The organism is Cellulomonas composti (genome assembly GCF_007990245.1).
Taxonomy (GTDB): domain Bacteria; phylum Actinomycetota; class Actinomycetes; order Actinomycetales; family Cellulomonadaceae; genus Cellulomonas; species Cellulomonas composti.
Window position 1 is genome coordinate 110,380 of sequence record NZ_BJWG01000012.1, and the last position, 21,820, is coordinate 132,199.

General features: G+C 73.8%; 21 protein-coding genes and 2 riboswitches. Of the genes, 8 read left to right on the top strand and 13 right to left on the bottom strand.

Going from position 1 to position 21,820, the window contains the following annotated elements:
* Positions 1–110 precede the first annotated feature (110 nt).
* From rsgA to purL, 3 genes are all read right to left on the bottom strand, one after another.
* Positions 111–1,142, bottom strand: coding sequence for a ribosome small subunit-dependent GTPase A (rsgA, locus tag CCO02nite_RS12930; protein WP_146843565.1), 1,032 nt, complete (start codon positions 1,140–1,142; stop codon positions 111–113).
* Between the two features lie 96 nt (positions 1,143–1,238).
* Positions 1,239–2,573 (bottom strand): NADP-specific glutamate dehydrogenase, encoded by a 1,335-nt coding sequence (gene gdhA, locus CCO02nite_RS12935; RefSeq protein WP_146843566.1) that lies wholly within the window; start codon positions 2,571–2,573, stop codon positions 1,239–1,241.
* 160 nt (positions 2,574–2,733) lie between these two features.
* Positions 2,734–5,082, bottom strand: a complete 2,349-nt coding sequence (gene purL / locus CCO02nite_RS12940; RefSeq protein WP_146843567.1) for a phosphoribosylformylglycinamidine synthase subunit PurL — start codon at positions 5,080–5,082, stop codon at positions 2,734–2,736.
* A 402-nt stretch (positions 5,083–5,484) separates the two neighbouring features.
* Between purL and CCO02nite_RS12945 the strand changes: the two genes are divergently transcribed.
* Complete coding sequence (locus tag CCO02nite_RS12945) at positions 5,485–6,300, top strand: DUF2599 domain-containing protein (protein WP_146843568.1); 816 nt, start codon at positions 5,485–5,487, stop codon at positions 6,298–6,300.
* Between the two features lie 6 nt (positions 6,301–6,306).
* Here the strand turns inward: CCO02nite_RS12945 and CCO02nite_RS12950 are convergent, their stop codons facing one another.
* From CCO02nite_RS12950 to CCO02nite_RS12960, 3 genes are all read right to left on the bottom strand, one after another.
* Positions 6,307–6,537, bottom strand: a complete 231-nt coding sequence (locus tag CCO02nite_RS12950; RefSeq protein ID WP_146843569.1) for a lipopolysaccharide assembly protein LapA domain-containing protein — start codon at positions 6,535–6,537, stop codon at positions 6,307–6,309.
* A gap of 99 nt (positions 6,538–6,636) precedes the next feature.
* A complete protein-coding gene (locus tag CCO02nite_RS12955) occupies positions 6,637–8,685 on the bottom strand; it encodes an acyl-CoA dehydrogenase family protein (protein ID WP_146843570.1) in 2,049 nt (682 codons plus the stop codon).
* Positions 8,682–9,569: a TetR/AcrR family transcriptional regulator gene (locus tag CCO02nite_RS12960; RefSeq protein WP_186812695.1), complete on the bottom strand. Its 888-nt coding sequence runs from the start codon at positions 9,567–9,569 to the stop codon at positions 8,682–8,684. Before CCO02nite_RS12960 ends, CCO02nite_RS12955 begins: the two co-directional genes overlap by 4 nt.
* A gap of 109 nt (positions 9,570–9,678) precedes the next feature.
* Here CCO02nite_RS12960 and CCO02nite_RS12965 point away from each other — a divergent pair, with 109 nt between their 5' ends.
* The 3 genes from CCO02nite_RS12965 to CCO02nite_RS12975 are packed head-to-tail and all read left to right on the top strand — an operon-like array spanning position 9,679 to position 13,291.
* The gene (locus tag CCO02nite_RS12965; protein ID WP_146843571.1) at positions 9,679–11,010 is read left to right on the top strand and encodes an acetyl-CoA C-acetyltransferase; all 1,332 of its coding nucleotides are present in this window, start codon (positions 9,679–9,681) and stop codon (positions 11,008–11,010) included.
* A 2-nt stretch (positions 11,011–11,012) separates the two neighbouring features.
* Complete coding sequence (locus tag CCO02nite_RS12970) at positions 11,013–12,386, top strand: 3-oxoacyl-ACP reductase (protein WP_146843572.1); 1,374 nt, start codon at positions 11,013–11,015, stop codon at positions 12,384–12,386.
* Positions 12,383–13,291 carry a MaoC family dehydratase gene (locus CCO02nite_RS12975; RefSeq protein ID WP_246117540.1) on the top strand — a complete coding sequence of 303 codons (909 nt, stop codon included), beginning with the start codon at positions 12,383–12,385 and terminating at the stop codon, positions 13,289–13,291. The genes CCO02nite_RS12970 and CCO02nite_RS12975 overlap by 4 nt, the downstream gene beginning before the upstream one ends.
* A gap of 9 nt (positions 13,292–13,300) precedes the next feature.
* Here CCO02nite_RS12975 and CCO02nite_RS12980 read toward each other — a convergent pair whose 3' ends face one another.
* A complete protein-coding gene (locus tag CCO02nite_RS12980; protein WP_146843573.1) occupies positions 13,301–13,879 on the bottom strand; it encodes a GNAT family N-acetyltransferase in 579 nt (192 codons plus the stop codon).
* An 81-nt stretch (positions 13,880–13,960) separates the two neighbouring features.
* Here CCO02nite_RS12980 and CCO02nite_RS12985 point away from each other — a divergent pair, with 81 nt between their 5' ends.
* Positions 13,961–14,548, top strand: coding sequence for a pentapeptide repeat-containing protein (locus CCO02nite_RS12985; protein ID WP_146843574.1), 588 nt, complete (start codon positions 13,961–13,963; stop codon positions 14,546–14,548).
* 71 nt (positions 14,549–14,619) lie between these two features.
* Here the strand turns inward: CCO02nite_RS12985 and CCO02nite_RS12990 are convergent, their stop codons facing one another.
* Entirely contained in the window at positions 14,620–15,159 is a 540-nt protein-coding gene (locus CCO02nite_RS12990; RefSeq protein WP_186812696.1) for a TetR/AcrR family transcriptional regulator, read from the bottom strand.
* A 71-nt stretch (positions 15,160–15,230) separates the two neighbouring features.
* On the opposite strand from CCO02nite_RS12990, the gene CCO02nite_RS12995 reads away from it, so the two are divergent.
* Complete coding sequence (locus CCO02nite_RS12995; protein WP_146843576.1) at positions 15,231–15,767, top strand: DUF2867 domain-containing protein; 537 nt, start codon at positions 15,231–15,233, stop codon at positions 15,765–15,767.
* A 20-nt stretch (positions 15,768–15,787) separates the two neighbouring features.
* On the opposite strand, the gene CCO02nite_RS13000 is transcribed toward CCO02nite_RS12995, so the two are convergent.
* Positions 15,788–17,215 carry an aminotransferase class V-fold PLP-dependent enzyme gene (locus CCO02nite_RS13000; RefSeq protein WP_146843577.1) on the bottom strand — a complete coding sequence of 476 codons (1,428 nt, stop codon included), beginning with the start codon at positions 17,213–17,215 and terminating at the stop codon, positions 15,788–15,790.
* A gap of 41 nt (positions 17,216–17,256) precedes the next feature.
* Positions 17,257–17,371: riboswitch (SAM riboswitch) on the bottom strand.
* A gap of 120 nt (positions 17,372–17,491) precedes the next feature.
* Positions 17,492–17,600: riboswitch (SAM riboswitch) on the top strand.
* Between the two features lie 6 nt (positions 17,601–17,606).
* Here CCO02nite_RS13000 and CCO02nite_RS13005 point away from each other — a divergent pair.
* Both CCO02nite_RS13005 and CCO02nite_RS13010 read left to right on the top strand, forming a co-directional pair.
* Positions 17,607–18,020 carry a rhodanese-like domain-containing protein gene (locus CCO02nite_RS13005; protein ID WP_146843578.1) on the top strand — a complete coding sequence of 138 codons (414 nt, stop codon included), beginning with the start codon at positions 17,607–17,609 and terminating at the stop codon, positions 18,018–18,020.
* Positions 18,017–19,273 carry an O-succinylhomoserine sulfhydrylase gene (locus CCO02nite_RS13010; protein ID WP_186812697.1) on the top strand — a complete coding sequence of 419 codons (1,257 nt, stop codon included), beginning with the start codon at positions 18,017–18,019 and terminating at the stop codon, positions 19,271–19,273. The genes CCO02nite_RS13005 and CCO02nite_RS13010 overlap by 4 nt, the downstream gene beginning before the upstream one ends.
* Positions 19,274–19,285: 12 nt before the next feature.
* On the opposite strand, the gene CCO02nite_RS13015 is transcribed toward CCO02nite_RS13010, so the two are convergent.
* Genes CCO02nite_RS13015 through purS form a run of 4 tightly spaced genes read right to left on the bottom strand, consistent with a single transcriptional unit; the run spans position 19,286 to position 21,541 of the window.
* Complete coding sequence (locus CCO02nite_RS13015) at positions 19,286–19,549, bottom strand: hypothetical protein (protein WP_146843580.1); 264 nt, start codon at positions 19,547–19,549, stop codon at positions 19,286–19,288.
* Complete coding sequence (locus tag CCO02nite_RS13020) at positions 19,542–20,579, bottom strand: GNAT family N-acetyltransferase (protein WP_146843581.1); 1,038 nt, start codon at positions 20,577–20,579, stop codon at positions 19,542–19,544. The genes CCO02nite_RS13015 and CCO02nite_RS13020 overlap by 8 nt, the downstream gene beginning before the upstream one ends.
* Before the next feature lie 9 nt (positions 20,580–20,588).
* A complete protein-coding gene (purQ, locus tag CCO02nite_RS13025) occupies positions 20,589–21,284 on the bottom strand; it encodes a phosphoribosylformylglycinamidine synthase subunit PurQ (protein WP_146843582.1) in 696 nt (231 codons plus the stop codon).
* Positions 21,281–21,541 carry a phosphoribosylformylglycinamidine synthase subunit PurS gene (gene purS, locus CCO02nite_RS13030; protein WP_146843583.1) on the bottom strand — a complete coding sequence of 87 codons (261 nt, stop codon included), beginning with the start codon at positions 21,539–21,541 and terminating at the stop codon, positions 21,281–21,283. The genes purQ and purS overlap by 4 nt, the downstream gene beginning before the upstream one ends.
* Between the last annotated feature and the right edge of the window lie 279 nt (positions 21,542–21,820).

Genomic DNA, 21,820 nt, shown 5'->3' on the forward strand with positions numbered 1-21,820 from the left:
CGGGCGCCGACCGCGCAAGGTTAGCGGCGCGATCCCGGCGTCCGGCCGGGCACGGTCCCCTCGTCACCCGAATGCGTCAGGGGGCGCCCGATCTGCGGATGTTGCGACGTTCAGGGGCGGGGTGCGCCCGGGCCACGCCCGCGCCGGTGGTCCTGGGTGATCCGCTTCCAGCGGGCCCTCTCGGCGGCCGCCAGCCGGGCGTCGGCGCGGCGTTCCTGGTAGGCGGCCTCCCGCTCGAGGCGGCGCCAGGAGTCGTAGCGGCGCTCCGAGAGATCGCCGAGCGCCAGCGCCTCGAGCACCGCGCAGCCCGGCTCGCGCTCGTGGGTGCAGTCGGAGAACCGGCACGATCGCACGAGCGCGTCGACGTCGGCGAACGTGGTCGCGAGCGCGTCGGCGTCGGCGACCAGGCCGATCCCGCGCAGGCCGGGGGTGTCGATGAGCACCGCGCCCCCGCTCAGCGGGACGAGCTCGCGGTGCGTCGTCGTGTGCCGACCGCGACCGTCGGCCCGTCGGCCGCCCGTCGCCATGACCTCCCGGCCCGCGAGCGCGTTGACCAGCGTGGACTTGCCGGCGCCGGACGGCCCGACGACGACGAGCGTCGCGCCGGGCGTCAGCAGCGCCCGGACCGGGTCGAGCCCCTCGTCGCGCACGACGCTCACCGCGTGCACGTCGACGCCGAGCGCGACCGCGGCGACGTCGGCGGTCATCCCGTCGGGGTCCGGGACCAGGTCGGCCTTGGTCAGCACGACGACGGGCGTCGCCCCCGATCGCCACGCGAGCGTGAGCAGCCGCTCGACGCGGCCCAGGTCGGGGTCGGGGTCGAGGTGCTCGGCGACGAGCACGACGTCGACGTTCGCCGCGAGCGTCTGGGTCTGCGCGGTGCGCCCGGCGCTGTCGCGCACGAGCGCGGTCCGGCGGGGTTCGATGCGGGCGTGCCCGTCGGCCAGCACCAGCCAGTCGCCGACCGAGGGGACGTCGTGCGACCGCGCGTCGAGCAGGGGCAGCGTGCCGTCCCGGTCGAGCGGCACGCGCTCGGCCGCCGCGCCACCCTCGTCGGGCCCGGAACCGTCCCCGGCGCTCGTCGCGGGCAGCACGAGGACCGCGCCCCTGTCGGCGCGCACCACCCGGACCCGTTCGACCACATCGCCGACGCTAGGCCGACACCCCACCGGGTTCCACCGATTTCGGACCGCGCGCGCCCGCCGGAGCGAGCCCGCGAGCCCGCCCGGTCCGTGCGCTCAGACGATCCCGAGCGCGAGCATCGCGTCGGCGACCTTCGTGAAGCCCGCGATGTTCGCGCCCGTGACGTAGCTGCCGGGCACGCCGTACTCGTCGGCCGTCTCGAGGCAGCGGTCGTGGATGTCGTGCATGATGCGGGCCAGCCGCGCCTCGGTGTACTCGAAGGTCCACGAGTCGCGGCTCGCGTTCTGCTGCATCTCGAGCGCAGACGTCGCGACCCCGCCCGCGTTCGCCGCCTTGCCCGGGGCGAACAGCACGCCCGCCTCCTGCAGCAGCGCCGCGGCCTTGGGGGTCGTCGGCATGTTGGCGCCCTCCGCCACCACCCGCACACCCGAGGCGATGAGCCCGCGCGCGTCGTCGTCGTCGAGCTCGTTCTGCGTGGCGCACGGCAGCGCGACGTACGCGCCGACCTCCCAGACCCGCCGGTCCGCCACGTGCACGGCACCCCGCCGCTCGGCGTACTCGCTCACGCGCCCGCGCTCGACCTCGCGGACCTGACGCAGCAGGTCCAGGTCGATGCCGCGCTCGTCGAGCACGTAGCCCGACGAGTCCGAGCAGGCGACCACGTGCGCGCCGAGCTGCTGGGCCTTCTCGATCGCGTACAGCGCGACGTTCCCCGCGCCGGAGACGACGACCCGACGACCGTCGAACGACTCCCCCGCCGTCGCGAGCATGCGCTCGGCGAACAGCACGGTGCCGTAGCCGGTGGCCTCCTTGCGCACGAGCGAACCGCCCCACGTCAGGCCCTTGCCCGTGAGCACCCCCGACTCGTAGCGGTTGGTGATGCGCTTGTACTGGCCGAACAGGTAGCCGATCTCCCGGCCGCCCACGCCGATGTCACCCGCCGGGACGTCGGTGTGCTCTCCGATGTGCCGGTACAGCTCGGTCATGAAGGACTGGCAGAAGCGCATGACCTCGCCGTCGGACTTGCCGCGCGGGTCGAAGTCCGAGCCACCTTTGCCGCCGCCGATCGGCATGCCGGTGAGCGCGTTCTTGAACACCTGCTCGAACCCGAGGAACTTCACGATCCCGAGGTACACCGACGGGTGGAAGCGCAGCCCGCCCTTGTACGGCCCGAGCGCGGAGTTGAACTCCACCCGGAAACCCCGGTTGATCTGCACCTGGCCGGCGTCGTCGATCCACGGCACGCGGAAGATGATCTGCCGTTCCGGCTCGCACAGCCGCTCGAGCACCGCGCCGTCGACGTACTGCGGGTGCTTGGCGAGCACGGGTTCGAGACAGTCGAAGACCTCGTGAACGGCCTGGTGGAACTCGCGCTCCCCGGGGTTGCGCGCGAGGACCTGCTCGCGCGCACGCTCCAGCTGGACCTGCATGGTGGGCTCCGCTCTGCTCCGCGTTGCTCTGCTCTGCTCTGCTCAGGAACGGCCAGGCTAACCGCCGTCACCGGGCGTCCGACGGGACCACTGGGGCGGGACGACCAGGCGTCCCGCGTGGTGAGACTCGCGATCGGCGCGGGCTCGTCGTGCGCGACGCCTAGCCGAAGTAGCGCGGGAGCGTCGCCGAGGACACTTCGCGCGCCTCGGCGAGCGGCACGACGAACAGGCCCTCGACCTCGACCGCCGCGCCGCTCTCGTCGTCGCCCGACGAGGGGACCTCGGCCGTCCGACCGAGCTTGAGCGCCGGGACGCCGCGCGCGACGCACAGGTCGACGAACCGCACCTCCTCGGAGCGCGGCACGGCGACCAGGGCGCGCGCCGTCGACTCCGAGAACAGCGCCTCGAACCGCGTCAGGCCGTCGCGCTCGCACAGCGCGTCGAGCCGCACCGTCACGCCCACGCCGAACCGCAGCGACGACTCGACGAGCGCCTGCGCGAGGCCGCCCTCGGAGAGGTCGTGCGCCGCGTCGACGAGGTGGTCACGCGCCGCGTTCTGCAGCACGGCGGCGAGGCGGCGCTCCGCGTCCAGGTCGACCGCCGGCGGCAGGCCGCCGAGGTGGCCGTGCACGACGTCGGCCCAGGCCGAACCGTCGAGCTCCGGCCGCGTCACGCCGAGCAGGTACACCGCCTGGCCGGGGGCCGCCCAGCCCGACGGCACCGCGTCCGCGACGTCGTCGAGCACGCCCAGCACGCCGACGACGGGCGTCGGGTGGATCGCGGAGTCGAGCTTTCCGGGCTCGCCCGTGCCGTTGTACAGCGACACGTTGCCGCCGGTGACGGGGACCTCGAGCGTCTGGCACGCGTCGGCCAGGCCGCGGATCGCCTCGACGAGCTGCCACATCGAGTCCGGGTGCTCGGGGCTGCCGAAGTTGAGGCAGTCGGTCACCGCGAGCGGCCGGGCGCCCGTCGTCGCGACGTTGCGGTACGCCTCCGCGAGCGCGAGCTGCGCTCCGGTGTACGGGTCGAGCTTGCCGTAGCGGCCGTTCGCATCGGTCGCCAGCGCCACGCCCAGGCCGCTCGTCTCGTCGACGCGGACCACGCCCGAGTCGTCGGGCTGCGCGAGCGCCGTGTTGCCCTGCACGAAGCGGTCGTACTGCTTGGTCACCCACTCCTTGGAGGCCAGGTTGGGCGAGCCCAGCAGGCGCAGGACGGTCGCCCGGAGCTCCGCGCCGCTCGTCGGACGCTCCAGCGCTTCCGACGAGTCCGCGTTGAGCCCGTCCTGCCACGCGGGGCGCGCGTACGGCCGGTCGTAGACCGGGCCCTCGTGCGCGACGGTCTTCGGGTCGACGTCGACGATGCGGTGGCCGTGGTGGTCGATCGTCAGGCGCCCCGAACCGGTGACCTCGCCGATGATCGCGGTCTCGACGTCCCACTTGCGGGTGATCGCCAGGAACGCGTCGAGCTTGGCCGGCGTCACCACGGCCATCATGCGCTCCTGCGACTCCGACATGAGGATCTCGCCGGCCGTGAGCGTGGGGTCGCGCAGCAGCACGTTCTCCAGGTCGACGTGCATGCCGCCGTCACCGTTGGAGGCGAGCTCGCTCGTCGCGCACGAGATCCCGGCGGCCCCCAGGTCCTGGATGCCCTCGACGACGCGCGCGGCGTACAGCTCGAGGCAGCACTCGATGAGCACCTTCTCCATGAACGGGTCCCCGACCTGCACCGACGGCCGCTTGGACGGCTTGGTGTCGTCGAACGTCTCGCTCGCCAGGATCGACGCGCCGCCGATGCCGTCGCCGCCCGTGCGCGCGCCGAACAGCACGACCTTGTTGCCCGCGCCGGACGCGTTGGCCAGGTGGATGTCCTCGTGCCGCAGCACGCCCAGGCACAGCGCGTTGACCAGCGGGTTTCCCTGGTAGCACGGGTCGAAGACCAGCTCGCCGCCGATGTTCGGCAGGCCGAGCGAGTTGCCGTAGCCGCCCACGCCCGCGACCACGCCGTGCACCACGCGCGCCGTGTCGGGATGGTCGATCGCGCCGAACCGGAGCTGGTCCATGACCGCGACGGGACGCGCGCCCATCGAGATGATGTCGCGCACGATGCCGCCGACGCCCGTGGCCGCACCCTGGTACGGCTCGACGTACGACGGGTGATTGTGCGACTCGACCTTGAACGTCACGGCCCATCCGTCGCCGATGTCGACCACGCCCGCGTTCTCGCCGATGCCGACGAGCAGGTGCTCCTTCATCGCGTCCGTGGTCTTGTCACCGAACTGGCGCAGGTGGTTCTTGGACGACTTGTAGGAGCAGTGCTCCGACCACATCACCGAGTACATGGCGAGCTCGGCCGCGGTGGGGCGGCGGCCCAGGATGTCGCGGATGCGCGCGTACTCGTCGGGCTTGAGGCCCAGCTCGGCGAACGGCTGCGCGAGGTCCGGCGTCGCCGCCGCGTCCTCGACGGTGTCGTACTGCTGCTCGCTGGCGGGACGCGCGGGTGCGGTGGTCATCGGTTCCCTCATGGCACGGGCGGGGCGGGTGACCCCCGGTCGCCGGGGGGCCGGAGCTCCACCCGACCGTTGGCGGCGGTCGCGAGCAGGATACCGGCGGCCGGGTTCGCTTCCCGGAGACCGTCCAGCGACCGGTCGCGCAGCGCACGCGGAGCCCGGCACTCGCGCTCACCGCCGAGTCCAAGGACCAGGACCCGGTTGTCCCAGTTCCTGACCCCTCACCAAGTTGGACGCGTCCCGGCACCGACGCCGGGCCAGGCGTGCTCGCGATCGTGACGTCGGTGACCGTCACCGTGCTCCCCGCGGTCTGGGCAGCGCGCCGCGACCCGCTCGTCGAGCTGCGCGTGCCCTGACGCCCACACCCAGTAGCGTCCCGGACATGAGTAGCGGCGGGGGTGCGGTGTGAGCCTCGCAGCGCGGTTCGTTGCGCGGTTCGTTGCGGTGGTGGCCGTGGTCGCGTTCTCGAACCTCGTGCTCCTCGGTTGCTCGTCGGACCCCCCGGAACCGGACCCGACGAGCAACGCGACGACGAACACGGGGACGCCCGGCGGCACCGCCTCGCCGACCGCGACCCCCCGCACGAGGCTCCCGCCCGATGCCGCGCCGACCCGCGACGACGTGCTGCGCGCCGGCACCGCCGTCACGTCCGGCCCTGTGACCGTGGTCGCGCTCGTCGACGGCACCGCGGTGGAGCAGGCCGACGGGAGCGCACGGCTCGCGCTGCCCGCGGGCGCCGGCGAGGTCGTCGCGACGCTCGCCGCACCCGACGGGCTGGCGATCGACGCCCTCATCGACGACACCGCGCTGGTGCGCGCCGACGAGGGTGCCCAGCCACCGGTCGCCGGCATCAGGCTGACCGGCAACGGCCGGCTCGTCCCGGTCGGCGACGTCGTGCAGGTCGTCGGCAGCGCCGAGCCGCAGGAGCTGTGGCTCGCGACGACAGCCGTCGAGTCCGCGGACTGGGGCGAGCGCGAAGGCGGCCGCTCGCTCGCGGTGTCGCCTGCGGCCTGGGCTCGCGGCGGCGGCTCCGCCGCGAGCACCCTGCTCGGCGAGCAGCTCGTCGCGCTCGAACCCGAGGCCGCCTCGGACACGATGCAGCAACAGCTCACCTGCCACGAGGTGGGCGCTCCCGACAAGGAGACGTGGAACCTCGAGCCGTGGCGACCGGCGGTCGGGCTGCTCGCGATGGCGGCAGCCCGGTGCAACCCGGAGCCGTGAGGCAGGTCAGGAACCGCGCCTGACGCGCCGCGCCTTGACGAACCAGCCCGTGATCCCGCCGAGCACGAACGTGATCGCGAGCAGGATCCACAGCGGCATGTCGACGGTCGCCCACAGCACCTTGACGGTCGCGTCCTGCGAGTTCTCGGCGATGAGGATCACCGCGATGACCAGCGCCGCGATGCCGACGAGCATCCGCCAGTTGACCGACGACTTCTCCCCCTGGGATGTCGACATCGAGGACCTCCCTCGTCACGGGCGGCCCGACGCCGACCCTGCGCCCATCCTGGCGCAGGCCTGACCTGCGGGGAAGTGGAACGCGCGTCGAGGACGCGGTCAGCGGGCGTGCTTCTCCGGCACCGGCTCCCGACCCGCGACGCGCTGCGCGCGGAAGTGGGCGCGCGCCTCGTCCTGGCGCGCGGCCTCGTCGCCCGACGCGATCGGCGCGCGCAGGTGCTCGGGGCCGTAGCCGAACGCGTCGACCAGGTCCTGCGCGTGCGGCCGCAGCCGCACCAGCAGGCGGTCCAGGTACGACGAGACCGTGCGGGCCCGCCCGGCGGACAGGCGACCGTTGACGAGGTACCAGGCCAGGTGCTGCTCGACGAGCGCGAGGCCGAACAGGTCCCGCAGCCACGTCAGCACGCGCTTGGTGCCCGGGTCCGTCGTGGCGTGCACGCCACGCGTGAACGCCTCCCACTGCACGCGCTCGGCATGCGCCCGTGCGGCCTCGATGAGCTCGTGCTGGTGGGCGTTGACCAGCGCAGCGGCCTCGGCGGGGCTCAGCTTCGACGCGGTGCGCAGCGCCATCGCGAGCTCGGCGACCATGACCTCGACGCGGTCGGTGAGCAGCTCGCGCTGCGTCTCCTCGTCGCGCAGCTGCCCGGCCGAGCGGCGGGCGTCGCCGACGTCGGAGATCGTCTGGACCGCGCGGATCAGCGGCGTGCGGTGCACCGCCCGCTCCGCGGCGGCCCGCGCGACGTCGCCTGCGCCGCCAGCCTTGAGCGCGCGACCGTACTCCGTGAGCAGCCGCTTGCCGACGAGCTGGTGCAGCACGGTGTTGTCGCCCTCGAACGTCACGTACACGTCGAGGTCCTGGTGCAGCCCGACGAGCCTGTTCTCGGCCAGGTAGCCCGCGCCGCCGCACGCCTCGCGGCACTCCTGGATGGTGCGCATCGCACCCCACGTCGACGCCGGCTTGAGCGCCGCCGCGAGCGTCTCGAGGTCCTCGCGGCCCTCCGGGGTGTCCCCGCGGCCCGAGAACACCTCGTCGAACGCCGCGAGCAGCTCCTCGTGCGCGAACGTCGCCGCGTAGGCCTCGGCGACCAGCGGCAGCAGGCGGCGCTGGTGGCGCTGGTAGTCGAGCAGGACGGTCTCGTCGGGACCCTCGGCGACGAACTGGCGGCGCTGACCCGCGTACGTGACCGCGATCGCGAGCGCGAGCTTGCTCGCGTTGACCGCGGCGCCGTCGAGCGAGACGCGGCCCTGCACGAGCGTGCCGAGCATCGTGAAGAAGCGCCGCCCCGGGCTCGCGATCGGCGACGAGTACGTGCCGTCCGGCGCGACGTCGCCGTAGCGGTTGAGCAGGTTGGTCCGCGGCACGCGCACGTGGTCGAAGTGCAGGCGGCCGTTGTCGATGCCGTTGAGCCCGCCCTTGAGCCCGTCGTCCTCGCCGCCGACGCCGGGCAGGAACTCACCGGTCGCCGGGTCGCGCAGCGGGACGTAGAACGCGTGCACGCCGTGGTTGACGCGCGGTGCCCCCTCGGGCGCCGTCACGAGCTGCGCGAAGACGACCGCAGCGGTGCCGTGCAGCGCCGCGTTGCCGAGGTAGTCCTTCCACGCCGCGCGGAACGGCGTGTGGACGACGAACTCCTGCGTCTCGCGGTCGTACTCCGCGGTGGTCCCGATCGCCGAGACGTCCGAGCCGTGGCCCGTCTCGGTCATCGCGAACGCGCCGGGCACCTCGATCGACATCGCCGCGGGCAGGAACGTGTCGTGGTGGTGCTCGGTGCCCAGGTGCAGGATCGCGCTCGCGAACAGGCCCCACTGCACACCGGCCTTGATCTGCAGCGACGGGTCGCCCGCGACGAGCTCCTCGAACCGCGCGAGGCTGCCGCCGTGGTCGTCGGCGCCGCCGAGCCGCGTGGGGAACGCGCGCAGCACGTCGTGGTGCGCGACGAGCTCGCGGAGCTGGTGCAGGATCCGCTCGCGGTGCTCCGCCATGGCGAGCCCCTCGATCTTCTGGAACTCCGGGGTCCCGACGACCGCGCGCGCCTCGCGTCGCAGGTCCGCGTACTGGCCCAGCAGCTGCTCGGTCAGCGCGGCGACGTCGACGTGCGCGTCGGCGTGCTCGTCGGCCACGGCGGGGCGGTCGGTCGTGGTGGTCATGCGGGCTCCTCGGACGTCGTCGTCGTGTCGGTGGCGGGTGCTGGGATGACGGGCATGACAGGGGCGGATTCGGGGGCGGGCACGTCGTCGGGCACGTGGTCGGGCACGTGGTCGGAGCGCGAGCGGTCGCGCGCGAGCAGGCCGACCGGACCGGCCCACAGCCAAGCCGCGACCTGCGCCGTGATGTCCTCGCGGTCGGGGCTGCCGGGCTCGTCGCGGTGGGCGAGCCACCATTCGCCCGCGCCGCGCACGAAGCCGACGGCGCCCGCGGCCCACGACTCCGCGAGCAGGATGCGCGCCCGGTCGTCGTCGACGGGCTCGTCGGCGGCGAGGTCGTCGGGACCCGCCTCGGGGCGACGCGCGGTGCGGCGGCCGTCGCGCTCGACGGTCAGCCCGCGTGCGAAGGGTGCCGCGACGAGCTGCGTGACCGAGTCGAGGAAGTGCCCGAGGGGTCCGCCGGACTCGATCGAGCCGTCGCGCGTCACGAACGCGTAGACGTTCGGGGACGACTCGATCATCTCGAGGTAGACCGCGACCATCGCGCGCAGGCCCTCGCGGGGGGTCGGCGCGACGCGCAGCACGCCCTCGAGCGCGCCCTGGATCTGCAGCACGACCGCCTCGGCGACCGCGATCTGCAGCCCGGTCTTGTCGGAGAAGTAGCGGTAGACGATCGACTTCGACGTGCCCGCGGCGGTCGCGATCTCCTCCATCGACACGTCGGGACCGCCGTGGTGCACGGTGCGGCGGGCGATGCGGACGAGCTCGGCGCGGCGGGCCTCGCGGTGGTCCGCCCAGCGCGTGGAACGGCCGTCCACGACGAACGGGTCGTCGGACCGTCGGGCGGCGCTCGTCTCCGGTGACGGCGGTGGTGTGACAGGGCTCACGAAACCGAAGGTATCAGGTACTGTGAGTTCTGGACACCATTTCTGGGACGAATGTCCCTCGACATGAGGGTTCGTCCCCGTGGTCGCGACGAAGCGAGAGGATCGGCCCATGGCCATCAGGAAGCCCCCGGCGAAGCCGACCAGCAGCCCCCGCAGCGCGTACGTGCTGGGCGGCAACCGCATCCCGTTCGCCCGTTCCGGCGGCGCCTACGCGCACGCGAGCAACCAGGACATGCTGACCGCCGCGCTCGAGGGGCTCGTCGCGCGGTACGGGCTGCAGGGCGAGCAGATCGGCGAGGTCGCCGCGGGCGCGGTGCTCAAGCACAGCCGCGATTTCAACCTCACGCGCGAGTCGGTGCTCGGCTCGTCGCTCGCCGCGACCACCCCGGCCTACGACGTCCAGCAGGCCTGCGCGACCGGGCTCGAGACCGTCGTCTCGCTGACGAACAAGATCCGCCTCGGCCAGCTCGAGTCGGCGATCGCCGGCGGCGTCGACACCACCTCGGACGCGCCCATCGCCGTCAGCGACCGCCTGCGCCGCACGCTGCTGGACCTGTCGCGCGCCCGCTCGGTGGGCCAGAAGCTCGCCGCGGCGTCGCGGATCCGCCCCAAGGACCTCGCCCCGGCCGCGCCGCGCACCGACGAGCTGCGCACGCGCCTGTCGATGGGCGAGCACCAGGCGATCACCACCGCGCAGTGGGGCATCACACGCGAGGCGCAGGACGAGCTCGCGCTCGCGTCGCACCAGCGGCTCGCCGCCGCCTGGGACGCCGGGTTCTTCGACGACCTCGTCACGCCGTACCGCGGTCAGACGGTCGACGGCAACCTGCGCCGGGACTCCTCGCTCGAGAAGCTCGCCTCGCTCGCGCCCACGTTCGGGCTGACCATCGACGCGCCCGCGACGATGACCGCCGGCAACTCGACGCCGCTCACGGACGGCGCCTCGACGGTGCTGCTGGGCTCGTCGGACTGGGCCGCGGAGCACGGGCTGACGCCGCTCGCCGCGGTCGTCGACGCCGAGGCCGGTGCCGTCGACTTCGTGCACGGCGAGGACGGCCTGCTCATGGCGCCCGTCTTCGCGGTGCCGCGCCTGCTCGCCCGGCACGGCCTGACGCTCAACGACCTCGACCTGGTCGAGATCCACGAGGCGTTCGCGGCGACCGTGCTGTCCACGCTCGCCGCCTGGGAGTCCGACGAGTTCGGCCGGACCCGCCTGGGCCTGCCCGGGGCGTTCGGCACCGTCGACCGCGCCCGCCTCAACGTGCACGGCTCGTCGCTCGCGGCCGGCCACCCGTTCGCCGCCACCGGCGGCCGGATCGTCGCGACGATCGCCAAGGAGCTGCATCTGCGCAAGGAGCGCGACGGCGGCACGCCACGCGCGCTGATCTCCGTCTGTGCGGCCGGCGGGCTCGGCCTCACCGCGATCCTCGAGGCGGCCTGACCATGGCGAACCCGATCACCACCACGCTGTCTGCCCGGCTGTCGGGCCTGCTCGGCTTCTCCCCCGCCGTCCCGCTGGTGCGCTGGGCGCCTGGCCGCCCGCTCGTCGACGGGAAGGTCCTCGTGCTCGGGACCGGCGCCGACGCCGACGCGCTCGCGGCGCTGCTCTCGGGCGACCCCGCGACCCCCGACGCCGCCGGTGACGAGGTCCTCGACGGCTGGGGCCTCGACGTCTACCGGCACGCGACGCCCGACGAGCAGTACGCGGCGGTCGTCGTCGTCCTGACCGACCTCGACCACCCCGACGAGCTGCACGAGCCGATGCTCGCGACCGCCTCGACGCTCAAGCGCCTCACCCGCGGCGGCCGCGTCGTGACCGTCTCGCGCGCCGCGACCGCCGACGACGCGCCCGCCGTGGCCGCCGCGCGGCAGGGCGTCGACGCCGTGGTCCGCACGATCGCCAAGGAGTCCCGCGGCGGCTCGACCGCCAACGGCGTCGTGCTGACCGGCACGTTGCCGGTGACCGCCCCGTCGGTCGTCGGAGGTCTGCGGTTCCTGCTGTCCACGCGTGCCGCCTTCGTGCACGGTCAGCTGCTCGCGGTCGACACCGAGGCCGGTGCGCTGCCCGCGGACTGGGACCGTCCGCTCGAGGGCCGCGTCGCCGTGGTCACGGGCGCCGCACGCGGCATCGGCGCCGCGATCGCACGCACGCTCGCGCGCGACGGGGCGACCGTCGTCGCGGTCGACGTCCCCGCCGCCGGCGAGCAGCTCTCGACGGTCGCGAACGAGGTGCGCGGCACCGCGCTGCAGCTCGACATCACGGCCGACGACGCGGGCGCCAGGATCCTCGCGCACGCACTCGCCCGGCACGGGCGGCTCGACGTCGTCGTGCACAACGCCGGGATCACGCGCGACAAGCTGTTCGCCAACATGTCCGAGGCGCAGTGGGACGCCGTGATCGCGGTCAACCTCGCCGCGCAGCTGCGCATCAACGAGGCTCTACTGGTCTCGGGCGACTTCACCGACGCCCCGAGGATCGTGTCGATCTCGTCGACCACCGGCTTCGCCGGCAACCGCGGTCAGGCCAACTACGCGGCCACCAAGGGCGGCGTCATCGGCATGGTGCGAGCCACCGCGCCGCTGCTCGAGCCGTTCGGCGGGACCGCCAACGCGGTCGCGCCGGGCTTCATCGAGACCGAGATGACCGCCAAGATGCCCGCCGTCACGCGGCAGGTCGCACGCCAGCTCAACTCGCTGCAGCAGGGCGGCCTGCCCGTGGACGTCGCGGAGGCGGTGTCGTTCCTCGCCTCGCCCCAGGCGGGCGGGATCGTCGGACGGACCCTGCGCGTGTGCGGGCAGAACGTGGTCGGCGCGTGATCGTCGACCTCGGTCACGTCCCCGGTCTCGGCGGGCTCTACGCCCGCGGCGCCGCCACCTCGGGCCGGCTCGCGGTCACCCGCCGGACCGGGTCCGCGCCGACCGCGCTGCCGGACGTGACCTACCGCGTCCGTGGCGTGCGGGCCTCGCTCGACCACCTCGGCGCCTACCAGCGGCTCGTCGGCGAGTCCGCGGCCGACACCCTGCCCGCCGGCTTCGTGCACGTCCTGGCGTTCCCCGTCGCGACCGCACTCCTGGCACGCTCCGACTTCCCCCTGCCGCTGCTCGGCATGGTGCACCTCGCGAACGTCGTCGAGCAGCGCCGGCCCGTCCGCTTCGACGAGCCGCTCGACGTCGTCGCGCACGCCCGTGACCTGCGGCCGCACCGTCGCGGCACGCAGGTCGACCTGGTCGTCGACGTGCTGGCCGGCGACGAGCACGTCTGGCGCGGCACCTCCACGTACCTCGCCACCTCCGTCCGCCTCCCGTCCGACGAACCCGCCGGCCCCACCGATCCCGACGCGCCGGACGCGCCCGACGGGCGCACACCGTTCGTCGCGCCGCTGCCGACGGGCCGGTGGAAGCTCGCGGCGGACACCGGCCGCCGCTACGCGGAGGTCTCCGGCGACCGCAACCCGATCCACCTGTCGGCCTTGTCCGCCAAGGCGCTCGGCTTCTCGCGCGCCATCGCGCACGGGATGTACACCGCGTCGCGCCTGCTCGCGGACGTCGGCCTCGCGCGCGGCGACGCCTTCATCTGGTCGGTCGAGTTCATCAAGCCGGTGCTGCTGCCCGGCACCGTCGCGGTGAGCACCCGCCGCGCCGACCCCGGCTTCGCGCTGGCCGCCTGGGACCCGCGGACCAGCAAGCCCCACGTCGTCGGCAGGGTCGAACCCCTCGTCTGAGCAGTGCCCTCAGCCCGGGACGAGGCCCAACCGCTCACGCAGGCGCGCCCGGGCGGCGGGCCACTCGTCGGCCAGGACCGAGAAGTACACCGAGTCCCCGCGCGAGCCGTCGGCGGCCAGCCGGTGCCCGCGCAGCACGCCCTCGCGGATCGCGCCGAGCCTGGTCACCGCCGCGACCGACCGCGCGTTGCGGGTGTCGATCCGGAACGCGACGCGATGCACGCCCCACTCGTCGAACGCGTGCTCCATCAGCGCGAGCTTGCACGCCGGGTTGACCGTCGTCCCCCAGACCGCGCGGTCGTAGAACGTGTGCCCGATCTCCAGCCGCCCCATCCGCAGGTCCACGTCGTAGTACGACGACGAGCCGACGACCCGCCCCGCGCCGTCGAGCACCGCGAACGCGTACCGCCCCGGCATCGCGCGCGCGGCGTCGACGAACGCGAGCATGTCGGCCTCGTCGCGCGGCGTGGGGCTGGTCATCCCCTGCCACAGCGCGTCGTCGACGAACGCGACGAGCCCCGCCGCGTGCTCGGCGCTCACGGGGACGAGTCGGACTCCGGAACCGGTGAGCGTGAGGTCGTGCTGCACGAGGGCGATCGTGCCACGCACCCCACCACCGGCTCCCACCCCATTTCGCGGGCGCGGCGCTGCGGCTGGCAGGCTGGGCGGATGCGACTCGAGAGCGGTGGCGACTACGACCGGGTGACCCTGGACCGCGAGCACCTCGAGGGCCAGGACGCGAGCGAGGCCAGGTTCCTCGACTGCACGTTCGTCGACTGCGTGCTCGACGACGCCGACCTGAGCCATGCGCGGCTCGTCGACACCGCGTGGACGGGCGTGCGCGCGGCGGTGCTCGGGCTCGCGAGCGCGACGTGGCAGGACGGCACGCTCACCGACTGCCGGCTCGGCGCGGTCCAGGCGTACAGCTGCCGGTGGACGCGCGTCGAGGTGGTCGGCGGCAAGGTCGACTACCTCAACCTGCGCGACACGACACTCGAGAACGTGCGGTTCACGGGCGTCGTGATCGACGAGCTGGACCTGGCGCGCGTGCGCGCCAAGGGCCTGACGTTCGAGGACTGCCGCGTGCGACGGCTCGACGTCACCGGTGCGTCTCTCAAGGACGCCGACCTCCGCGGGATCCGGGACCTGCAGCACCTGGACGGGGTCGCGGGGCTGGCGGGCGCGACGATCAGCACCGAGCAGCTCGTGGAGATCGCGCCCGCGCTCGCGAGCCATCTGGGGCTGCGGGTCGTCTGACCCGTTCGGCACAGCGGTCGGCACATCGGTCGGCACACCCCGTCTGCACAGCGGTCGGCACAGCGCGTGGCTCAGGCCAGGACCATCGCCAGCGCCGTCGCGGTGAGTGCGGGATCGGCGAGGTCCGGCAGCCGGACGAGCCGGAGCTGGTCGATGCCCAGCACGGTCGCGAGCGCCACGACCGACCTGCGCCGCGCCTCGTCGGGGTCCTGGCCGAGCTCGACGAGCAGGCCGGCGAGGTAGTCGATGCGTCGTCGGGTCACGCGAACGACCGCGTCGCCCACCCCGTGCGCGGCCGCCTCGACGTAGAGCAGCGCGGCGGCGTCCCGGCGCATCGCCGCGACGGCGGCGAACAGCCCTTCGAGCCGCTCGCGCGGGGTCCCGCCTGCCTCCGCCAGCGTGATCACGGCGTCGGTCTGCTCGGTCTCCCACCGCGCGACGACCTCGTCGACCAGGGCCGCGCGGTCGGTGAAGTGCCAGTAGAAGGATCCCTTGGTGGCGCCCAGCGCACGCGCGAGCGGTTCGACACGGACCGCGCCGAGGCCGTCGCGCAGGAACGCCGCGTAGGCGGCGTCGATCCAGTCGTCGCGTGACGTCGAGGCCTTGACCACGATCCGTACGCTACCGTACGGTCACTTCCATACGGCACCGTACGGGTGTCCGACGAGCGAGGCGGCGAACGATGACGCAGTCGACCCAGGCTCAGCACCCGGGCACCGGACCGGACCGTGGACCGGCACAGGCGCAGCGCGAGGCCGCGGCGGGCTGGTCGCTCGCGCTGCGGGACTTCGCCCCCGACTACGCGGACACCTCGATCATCGCGCTGCCGGCCGGCGCACCGACCGACCCCGCGCAGTGGGCGCGCACGGTGTTCGGCATCCGCTCGATGCCGGTCTGGATCCGCGGGGCGCTGCTGCTGCGGCAGGTGCTCGCGCCCCTCATCGGCGTCGCGCGCGCACCGCGGGACACGTTCGCTGTCGACGAGATCCGCACCGACCCGGCGGGCCGCGGCGAGGCGCTGATCAGCGCGGACGACGCGCACCTGGACTTCCGGTGCGGCATCGCGGTGGACGCCGCGGCGGGCCTGGTCCGCGTCACGACGAACGTGCGCCTGCACAACCGCCGCGGACGCCTCTACTTCCTGCCCGTGCGCGCGCTGCACCCGATCGTGGTCGACAGCATGCTGCGCCGAGCGGCCCGCAACCTCGCGCCGGCCTGACCAGCGCGACGCCTCGAAGCTCAGTCCAGCGCGGGACCGCACGCCGCGGCGGCCGTCGCGGCGAGGTGGTCCAGTCCGTGCACCGCAAGCAGCGGACGCGTGTCGTCGACCACGGCCCAGCAGCCGTCCACGACCTCGTACGACGAGCGCGGCCCCTCGCTCAGGTACGCGGCGAGCCCGACGAGCAGGCGGTCGACCGCCTCGCTCGTCGTCCCGACGCCGACCGACGCACGGATGGCGCCGCCCGACGCGCCCAGGTGCGCGAGCAGGGGGTGCGCGCAGAACCGGCCGTCGCGCACGCCGATGCCGTGCTCGGCCGCGAGGTAGGCCGCGACCAGGCCGGAGTCATGGCCCGGGACGGTGAAGGTCAGCACCCCGACCGGCTCGTCGGAGTCGGCCCAGATGCGCGCGAGCTCGACGCCGTCGATCGCCGCCAGACCCTCGACGAGCCGCGAGCGCAGCGCGGCCTCGTGCGCGGCGAGCGCACCGGCGGGCAGTGCGGCGAGCTGGTCGCACGCCTCGGCCAGCGCGATCGCGCCGATGACGTTCGGCGAGCCGGCCTCGTGCCGCGCGGGCGCCGGCTGCCAGACCGTCCGATCGGTCCGCACGTCGCGCACCGCACCTCCCCCTGCCAGGTGCGGTGTGCCCGTGTCGAGCCAGTCCCGGCGCCCGACGAGCGCGCCCGCGCCGAACGGCGCGTAGGTCTTGTGCCCCGAGAAGGCGACGTAGTCGGCGCCGCTCGCGGCGAGCGAGAAGCCGCGGTGCGGGACGAGCTGGGCGCCGTCGACCGCGACACGCGCACCGTGCGCGTGCGCCAGCTCGATCACCCGGTCGAGCGGCAGCGACTCACCCGTGACGTTCGACGCGCCCGTGACAGTGACCAGCGCGTACTCCTGCGCCGCGAGCTCGGCTCCGAGCGACTCGAGCGTCTCGGCGACCGTGGCCCGGATGGGCAGGATCGTCGTGCGGTGGCCCGCCGCGGAGCGGTCCGCGTGCAGCCACGGCAGCAGGTTGGCGTGGTGCTCGAGGTCGAGCGCCAGCACGCGCCCGCCCGCCGGGACCACACCCGCGAGCAGGTTCAGGGAGTCGGTGGTGTTGCGCGTGATGATCGCGACGTCGTCGGGACGCGCTCCGACGAACCGCGCGATCGTCTGACGTGCGGACTCGTACAGCGCGGTCGAGACCTGCGAGAGGTACCCGGCGCCGCGGTGCACCGACGCGTACAGCGGCAGCACCTCGGCCACCCGCGCGGCGACCGCCTCGAGCGCGGGCGCGCTCGCCGCGTAGTCGAGGTTCGCGTAGACGCGCTGCGTTCCGTCGACGAGCGGGACGGTCGTGGTGCCGCCGACGACGGTCAGCAGCGCGGAGACCGGCGCCTGCGCCAGCGCCTGCGCACCAGCTTCCGTGCCGACCGTCGTACACGACGCGTGCTCGATGGTTGCGGTCATGACGGCACCTCCGGGACTCCGGGGACACCGGCCGTCGGTGGACCCCGCGCTTGCCTCGCACCGGACGGTGCGCGGCCTGGTCGTCACCCGGGGCACCCCGCCGCGGAGGAGGGTTGCCGGCCAGCGAGCCGGGGCTTGACGCTGGCGCTCATGACCTGACTCGAAGGGTGACGAAGCCGGGCGCCCCCTGTCAACGTCGTCGCCGCTGCGTCTCGCCCAGCGGGACAGGCTGTTCAGCAGGTGGATAGCGCGGGCAGGAGCCGGGTAATCTCCCGGTACCCATCCAGAGCGGCCGAGAGATCTGGCTCGACGACGCCGCAGCAACCCGCGGGTCGCCTCGCACGAGGCGCCCGGCGCAGGGTGCTACCGCCAGGACCGATGGAGGAGCGACATGTCCTACGCAGGTGATCTGACCCCCCAGCAGGCCTGGGACCTGCTCACGTCCGACGAGGGTGCGCTGCTCGTCGATGTCCGCACGCTCGGCGAGTGGCAGCAGATCGGCGTGCCGGACGCCGACGCCCTGGGCGGCCGGGCGGCCTTCGTCGAGTGGCTCTCGGCGGCCGGGCCCAACCCGGCGTTCGTCGAGCAGCTCCTCGGTGCGGGCGTGGAACCCGGCGACGGCCGCAGCATCGTCTTCCTGTGTCGTTCCGGCGTGCGCTCGATCGCGGCGGCGCAGGCCGCGACCGCGGCGGGGCTCGGACCGGCGTACAACGTGCTCGAGGGCTTCGAGGGCGGCATCGGCCCGGACGGGCAGCGCGGGCACGACGGCTGGCGCGCCGCCGGCCTGCCGTGGAAGTCGCTGTGAGCCAGGCCGCGCCCGGTCCCGGCGACTGGGACGACCACCGCGTCGACCGCGCCTCGCTGCGCCCGGACACGCTCGCGGTGCGCGGCGGCCTGGTCCGCTCGTCGTTCGCGGAGTTCTCCGAGGCGCTCTTCCTGACCCAGGGCTACACGTACGACTCGGCCGCCCAGGCGGAGTCCGCGTTCGCGGGCGACGTCGACCGGTTCCTGTACTCGCGGTACGCCAACCCGACCGTCGCGACATTCGAGGAGCGCCTGCGTCTGCTCGACGGCGCCGAGGCCGCGTCCGCGACGGCCACGGGCATGTCCGCGGTGTTCACCGCGCTCGCTGCGCTGGTGCAGCAGGGTTCGCGGATCGTCGCCGCGCGGGCGCTGTTCGGCTCGACGGTCGTCATCTTCGACGACATCCTCGCGCGCTGGGGCGTGCGCACCGACTACGTCGACGGGCACGAGCTCGAGCAGTGGCAGGCCGCGCTGGCCACGCCCGCCGACGTCGTGTTCTTCGAGACGCCGTCCAACCCGATGCAGGACCTCGTGGACATCGCGGCGGTCTCCGAGCTCGCGCACGCCGCCGGCGCGGTCGTCGTCGTCGACAACGTGTTCGCGACCCCCGTGCTGTCGCGCCCGCTCGACCTCGGCGCGGACGTGATCGTGTACTCCGCGACGAAGCACATCGACGGCCAGGGCCGCGTGCTCGGCGGCGCGATCCTCGGCTCGGCCGAGTTCCTGGGCGGTCCGGTGCAGCAGCTCATCCGCAACACCGGCCCGTCGCTGTCCCCGTTCAACGCGTGGGTGCTGCTCAAGGGCCTCGAGACGATGTCGCTGCGGGTCCGCCACCAGTCGTCGTCCGCGCTGCTGCTCGCGAACTGGCTCGAGCAGCACCCCGCGATCGCCGCGGTCCGCTACCCGTACCTGCCCTCCCACCCGCAGCACGACCTCGCACTGCGCCAGCAGAGCGGCGGCGGCACGGTCGTCACGTTCGACCTCGCGGTCCCGGCCGACGCGTCCCCCGAGGTGGCCAAGAAGGCGACGTTCGCGGTGCTCGACGCGCTGCGGATCGTCGACATCTCGAACAACCTCGGCGACGCCAAGTCGATCGTCACGCACCCGGCCACGACGACGCACCGCAAGCTCGGCCCCGTCGGTCGCGCACGCGTGGGCATCGGCGAGGCCACCGTGCGGTTCTCGGTGGGTCTCGAGGACGTCGCCGACCTCACGGACGACCTCGACCGCGCGCTGGCGACGCTCGAGGCCTGAACCGGTCGAGCGCTACCGGTCGCCGTCGCGCTCGCGGTTGGCGACGAAGACGGGGATCGAGAACGCCACGATCTCGAGCAGCGCGAGCGCGACGAGCGCCGCGCGCGTGATGCCGTCGAGGAACGCGACCCCGACCGCGCCGAACAGCACCGCCGACCACAGGTAGACCACCGCGAGCCGGCGGTAGCCGCGCCGACGCTCGGCCGTGCCACCCCGGCGCCACGGGACGAACGGCTCGACGGCGGGCGTCTCATCGGGCTCGCGGTCGTCAGGCACGGTGCTTCTCCTGCGCAGGGACCGGATCCGCGACGTCCGGAACCGGACGACTGAACCAGAGCGACACCCAGTCACCGGTCGGGTCGGTGAACGGAAGGCAGGGCCGCCAGCCCGCCGACAGGTACAGCGTCACGGCCTCGGGCTGGCGGATGCCCGTCGTGAGCACGATCGAGCTCAGCCCGCGCTCGGCCGCGACCTCGTCGGCGGCCGCGAGCAGCGCCCGCGCCACGCCGGCACCGCGCGCCTCCTCGCGGACGAAGACCTTCTTCAGCTCGCCGCTGCGCTCCGGGTACCCGTCGCGCGCCGCGCGCAGGCACAGGCACGCGACGGGCTCGCCGTCCACGCGTCCGACGAGCGTCGCGATCATCCCCGGCGCCTGGCGCGCGTCGTCGGCCTCGAACCCGCCGACGGTCCCGTCCTCGCCGTACAGCTCGGGGTAGCTCGCCGCGTTGAAGTCCCACATCCGTCGACGCAGCGCGAGGGCGGTCTCGTCGTCGTAGGGCACGGCCTCCACGACGACGCCGCGCGCGCTCGTCGTGCGACCGGGGCGCTCACGCGCCGGTCCGACGAGGTCGCGTGCGAAGCACCGCGAGTCGGCGACCTGCACGTACTCCCCGTAGTTCGCGATCGAGCGGTAGCCGGCGGTGAGGTACAGCCCGATGGCGTCAGGTTGCAGGACGCCGGTCTCGAGGACGAGCCGCGTGAACCCGCGTTCCACCGCGATGCGCTCGAGCTCGACGAGCACGCGCCGCGCATGACCGCGACCGCGGGCCTCCGGCACGACGAACATGCGCTTGAGCTCGCCGACACCGGGGCCCTGGTCGGCCGACGCGTCCCGGATCGCACCGCAGGCGACCGCCGCGCCGGCCTCGCGCAGCAGCACCATCGCGACGATCTCGTCGCCCGTCATGGCGTGGCCGATGTCGTCGTCGCCGTACCGCTCGCGCAGCTCCGCCTGCTGACGTGCGCGCAGCCGCGCCGCGTCGTCGTCGTCCCAGCCGACGACGACCACCTCGACGGGGACGCTCATGGCGAAGGGTCAGCCGACGAGCGCGTGCAGCACCGACGTGAAGAAGCGCAGCCCGTCCGTCCCGGTGCGCGGCCCCTTGGCCCCGTCCGGGCCGAAGCCGGGCTCGACCGCGTGCTCGGGGTGCGGCATCAGCCCGACGACGTTGCCCGCCGCGTTGCTGATGCCCGCGATCCCGCGACGCGACCCGTTCGGGTTCACGTCCTGGTAGCGGAAGACCACCCGACCCTCGCCCTCGAGCTCGTCGAGCGTGCGCTCGTCGGCGACGTACTGGCCGTCCTGGTTCTTCAGCGGGACGGTGATGCGCTCGCCGAGCGTGTAGTCACGCGTCCAGGCGGTGTCCACGTTCTCCACGGAGAGCACCTGCTCGCGGCAGACGAAGTGCAGGTGGTCGTTCTTGATCATCGACCCCGGCAGCAGGTGCGCCTCGGTGAGCACCTGGAACCCGTTGCAGATGCCGAGCACCGGCAGGCCGCGGTTCGCGGCGTCCACGATCTCGCCCATCACCGGCGCGAACCGGCTGATCGCACCCGCACGCAGGTAGTCGCCGTACGAGAACCCACCCGGGAGCACCACGGCGTCGACGCCGTGCAGGTCGGCGTCGCCGTGCCACAGCGCGACAGCCTCGGCACCGGCCAGGCGCACGGCCCGGGCCGCGTCCCGGTCGTCGAGCGTGCCGGGGAACGTGACGACGCCGATGCGGGTCATGCCGGCTGCTCCTCGTCGGCGTAGACCGCCACGACGTCCTCGATCACCGGGTTGGACAGCACCTGCTCCCCGGCCGCACGGGCCGCGGCGAGCACCTCGTCGGTGATCTCGCCCTCGACCGTCAGCTCGAACCGCTTGCCCTGACGCACCGCGCCGAACTGCCCGAACCCGAGCCGGCCGAGCGCGGCCGCGACGGCCTTGCCCTGCGGGTCGAGGATCTCGGGCTTGGGCATCACGTCGACGACAACTCGTCCCACAGGTCCACTCCAGGTCGCACGGCAGGGATGTCGCGGCCACTCTACCGACCCCCACCCACCCCCTCCGGCCCCGCCCACCCCCCGAACACCCGCCCCCTGCGGCCGCACCCGCAGCCACGAGACCACCAGCGCACACATCGATGCAGCACCCGGCGCCTCCACCCGCCCGAACCTGCACCCATCCGCGCAGCCACTAACTCCGACGCCGACGCGACACCCCCGGACGCGCCACCATGCTCAGCGGGTGGACCGCGCCACCCCGACCACCACACGCAGCCA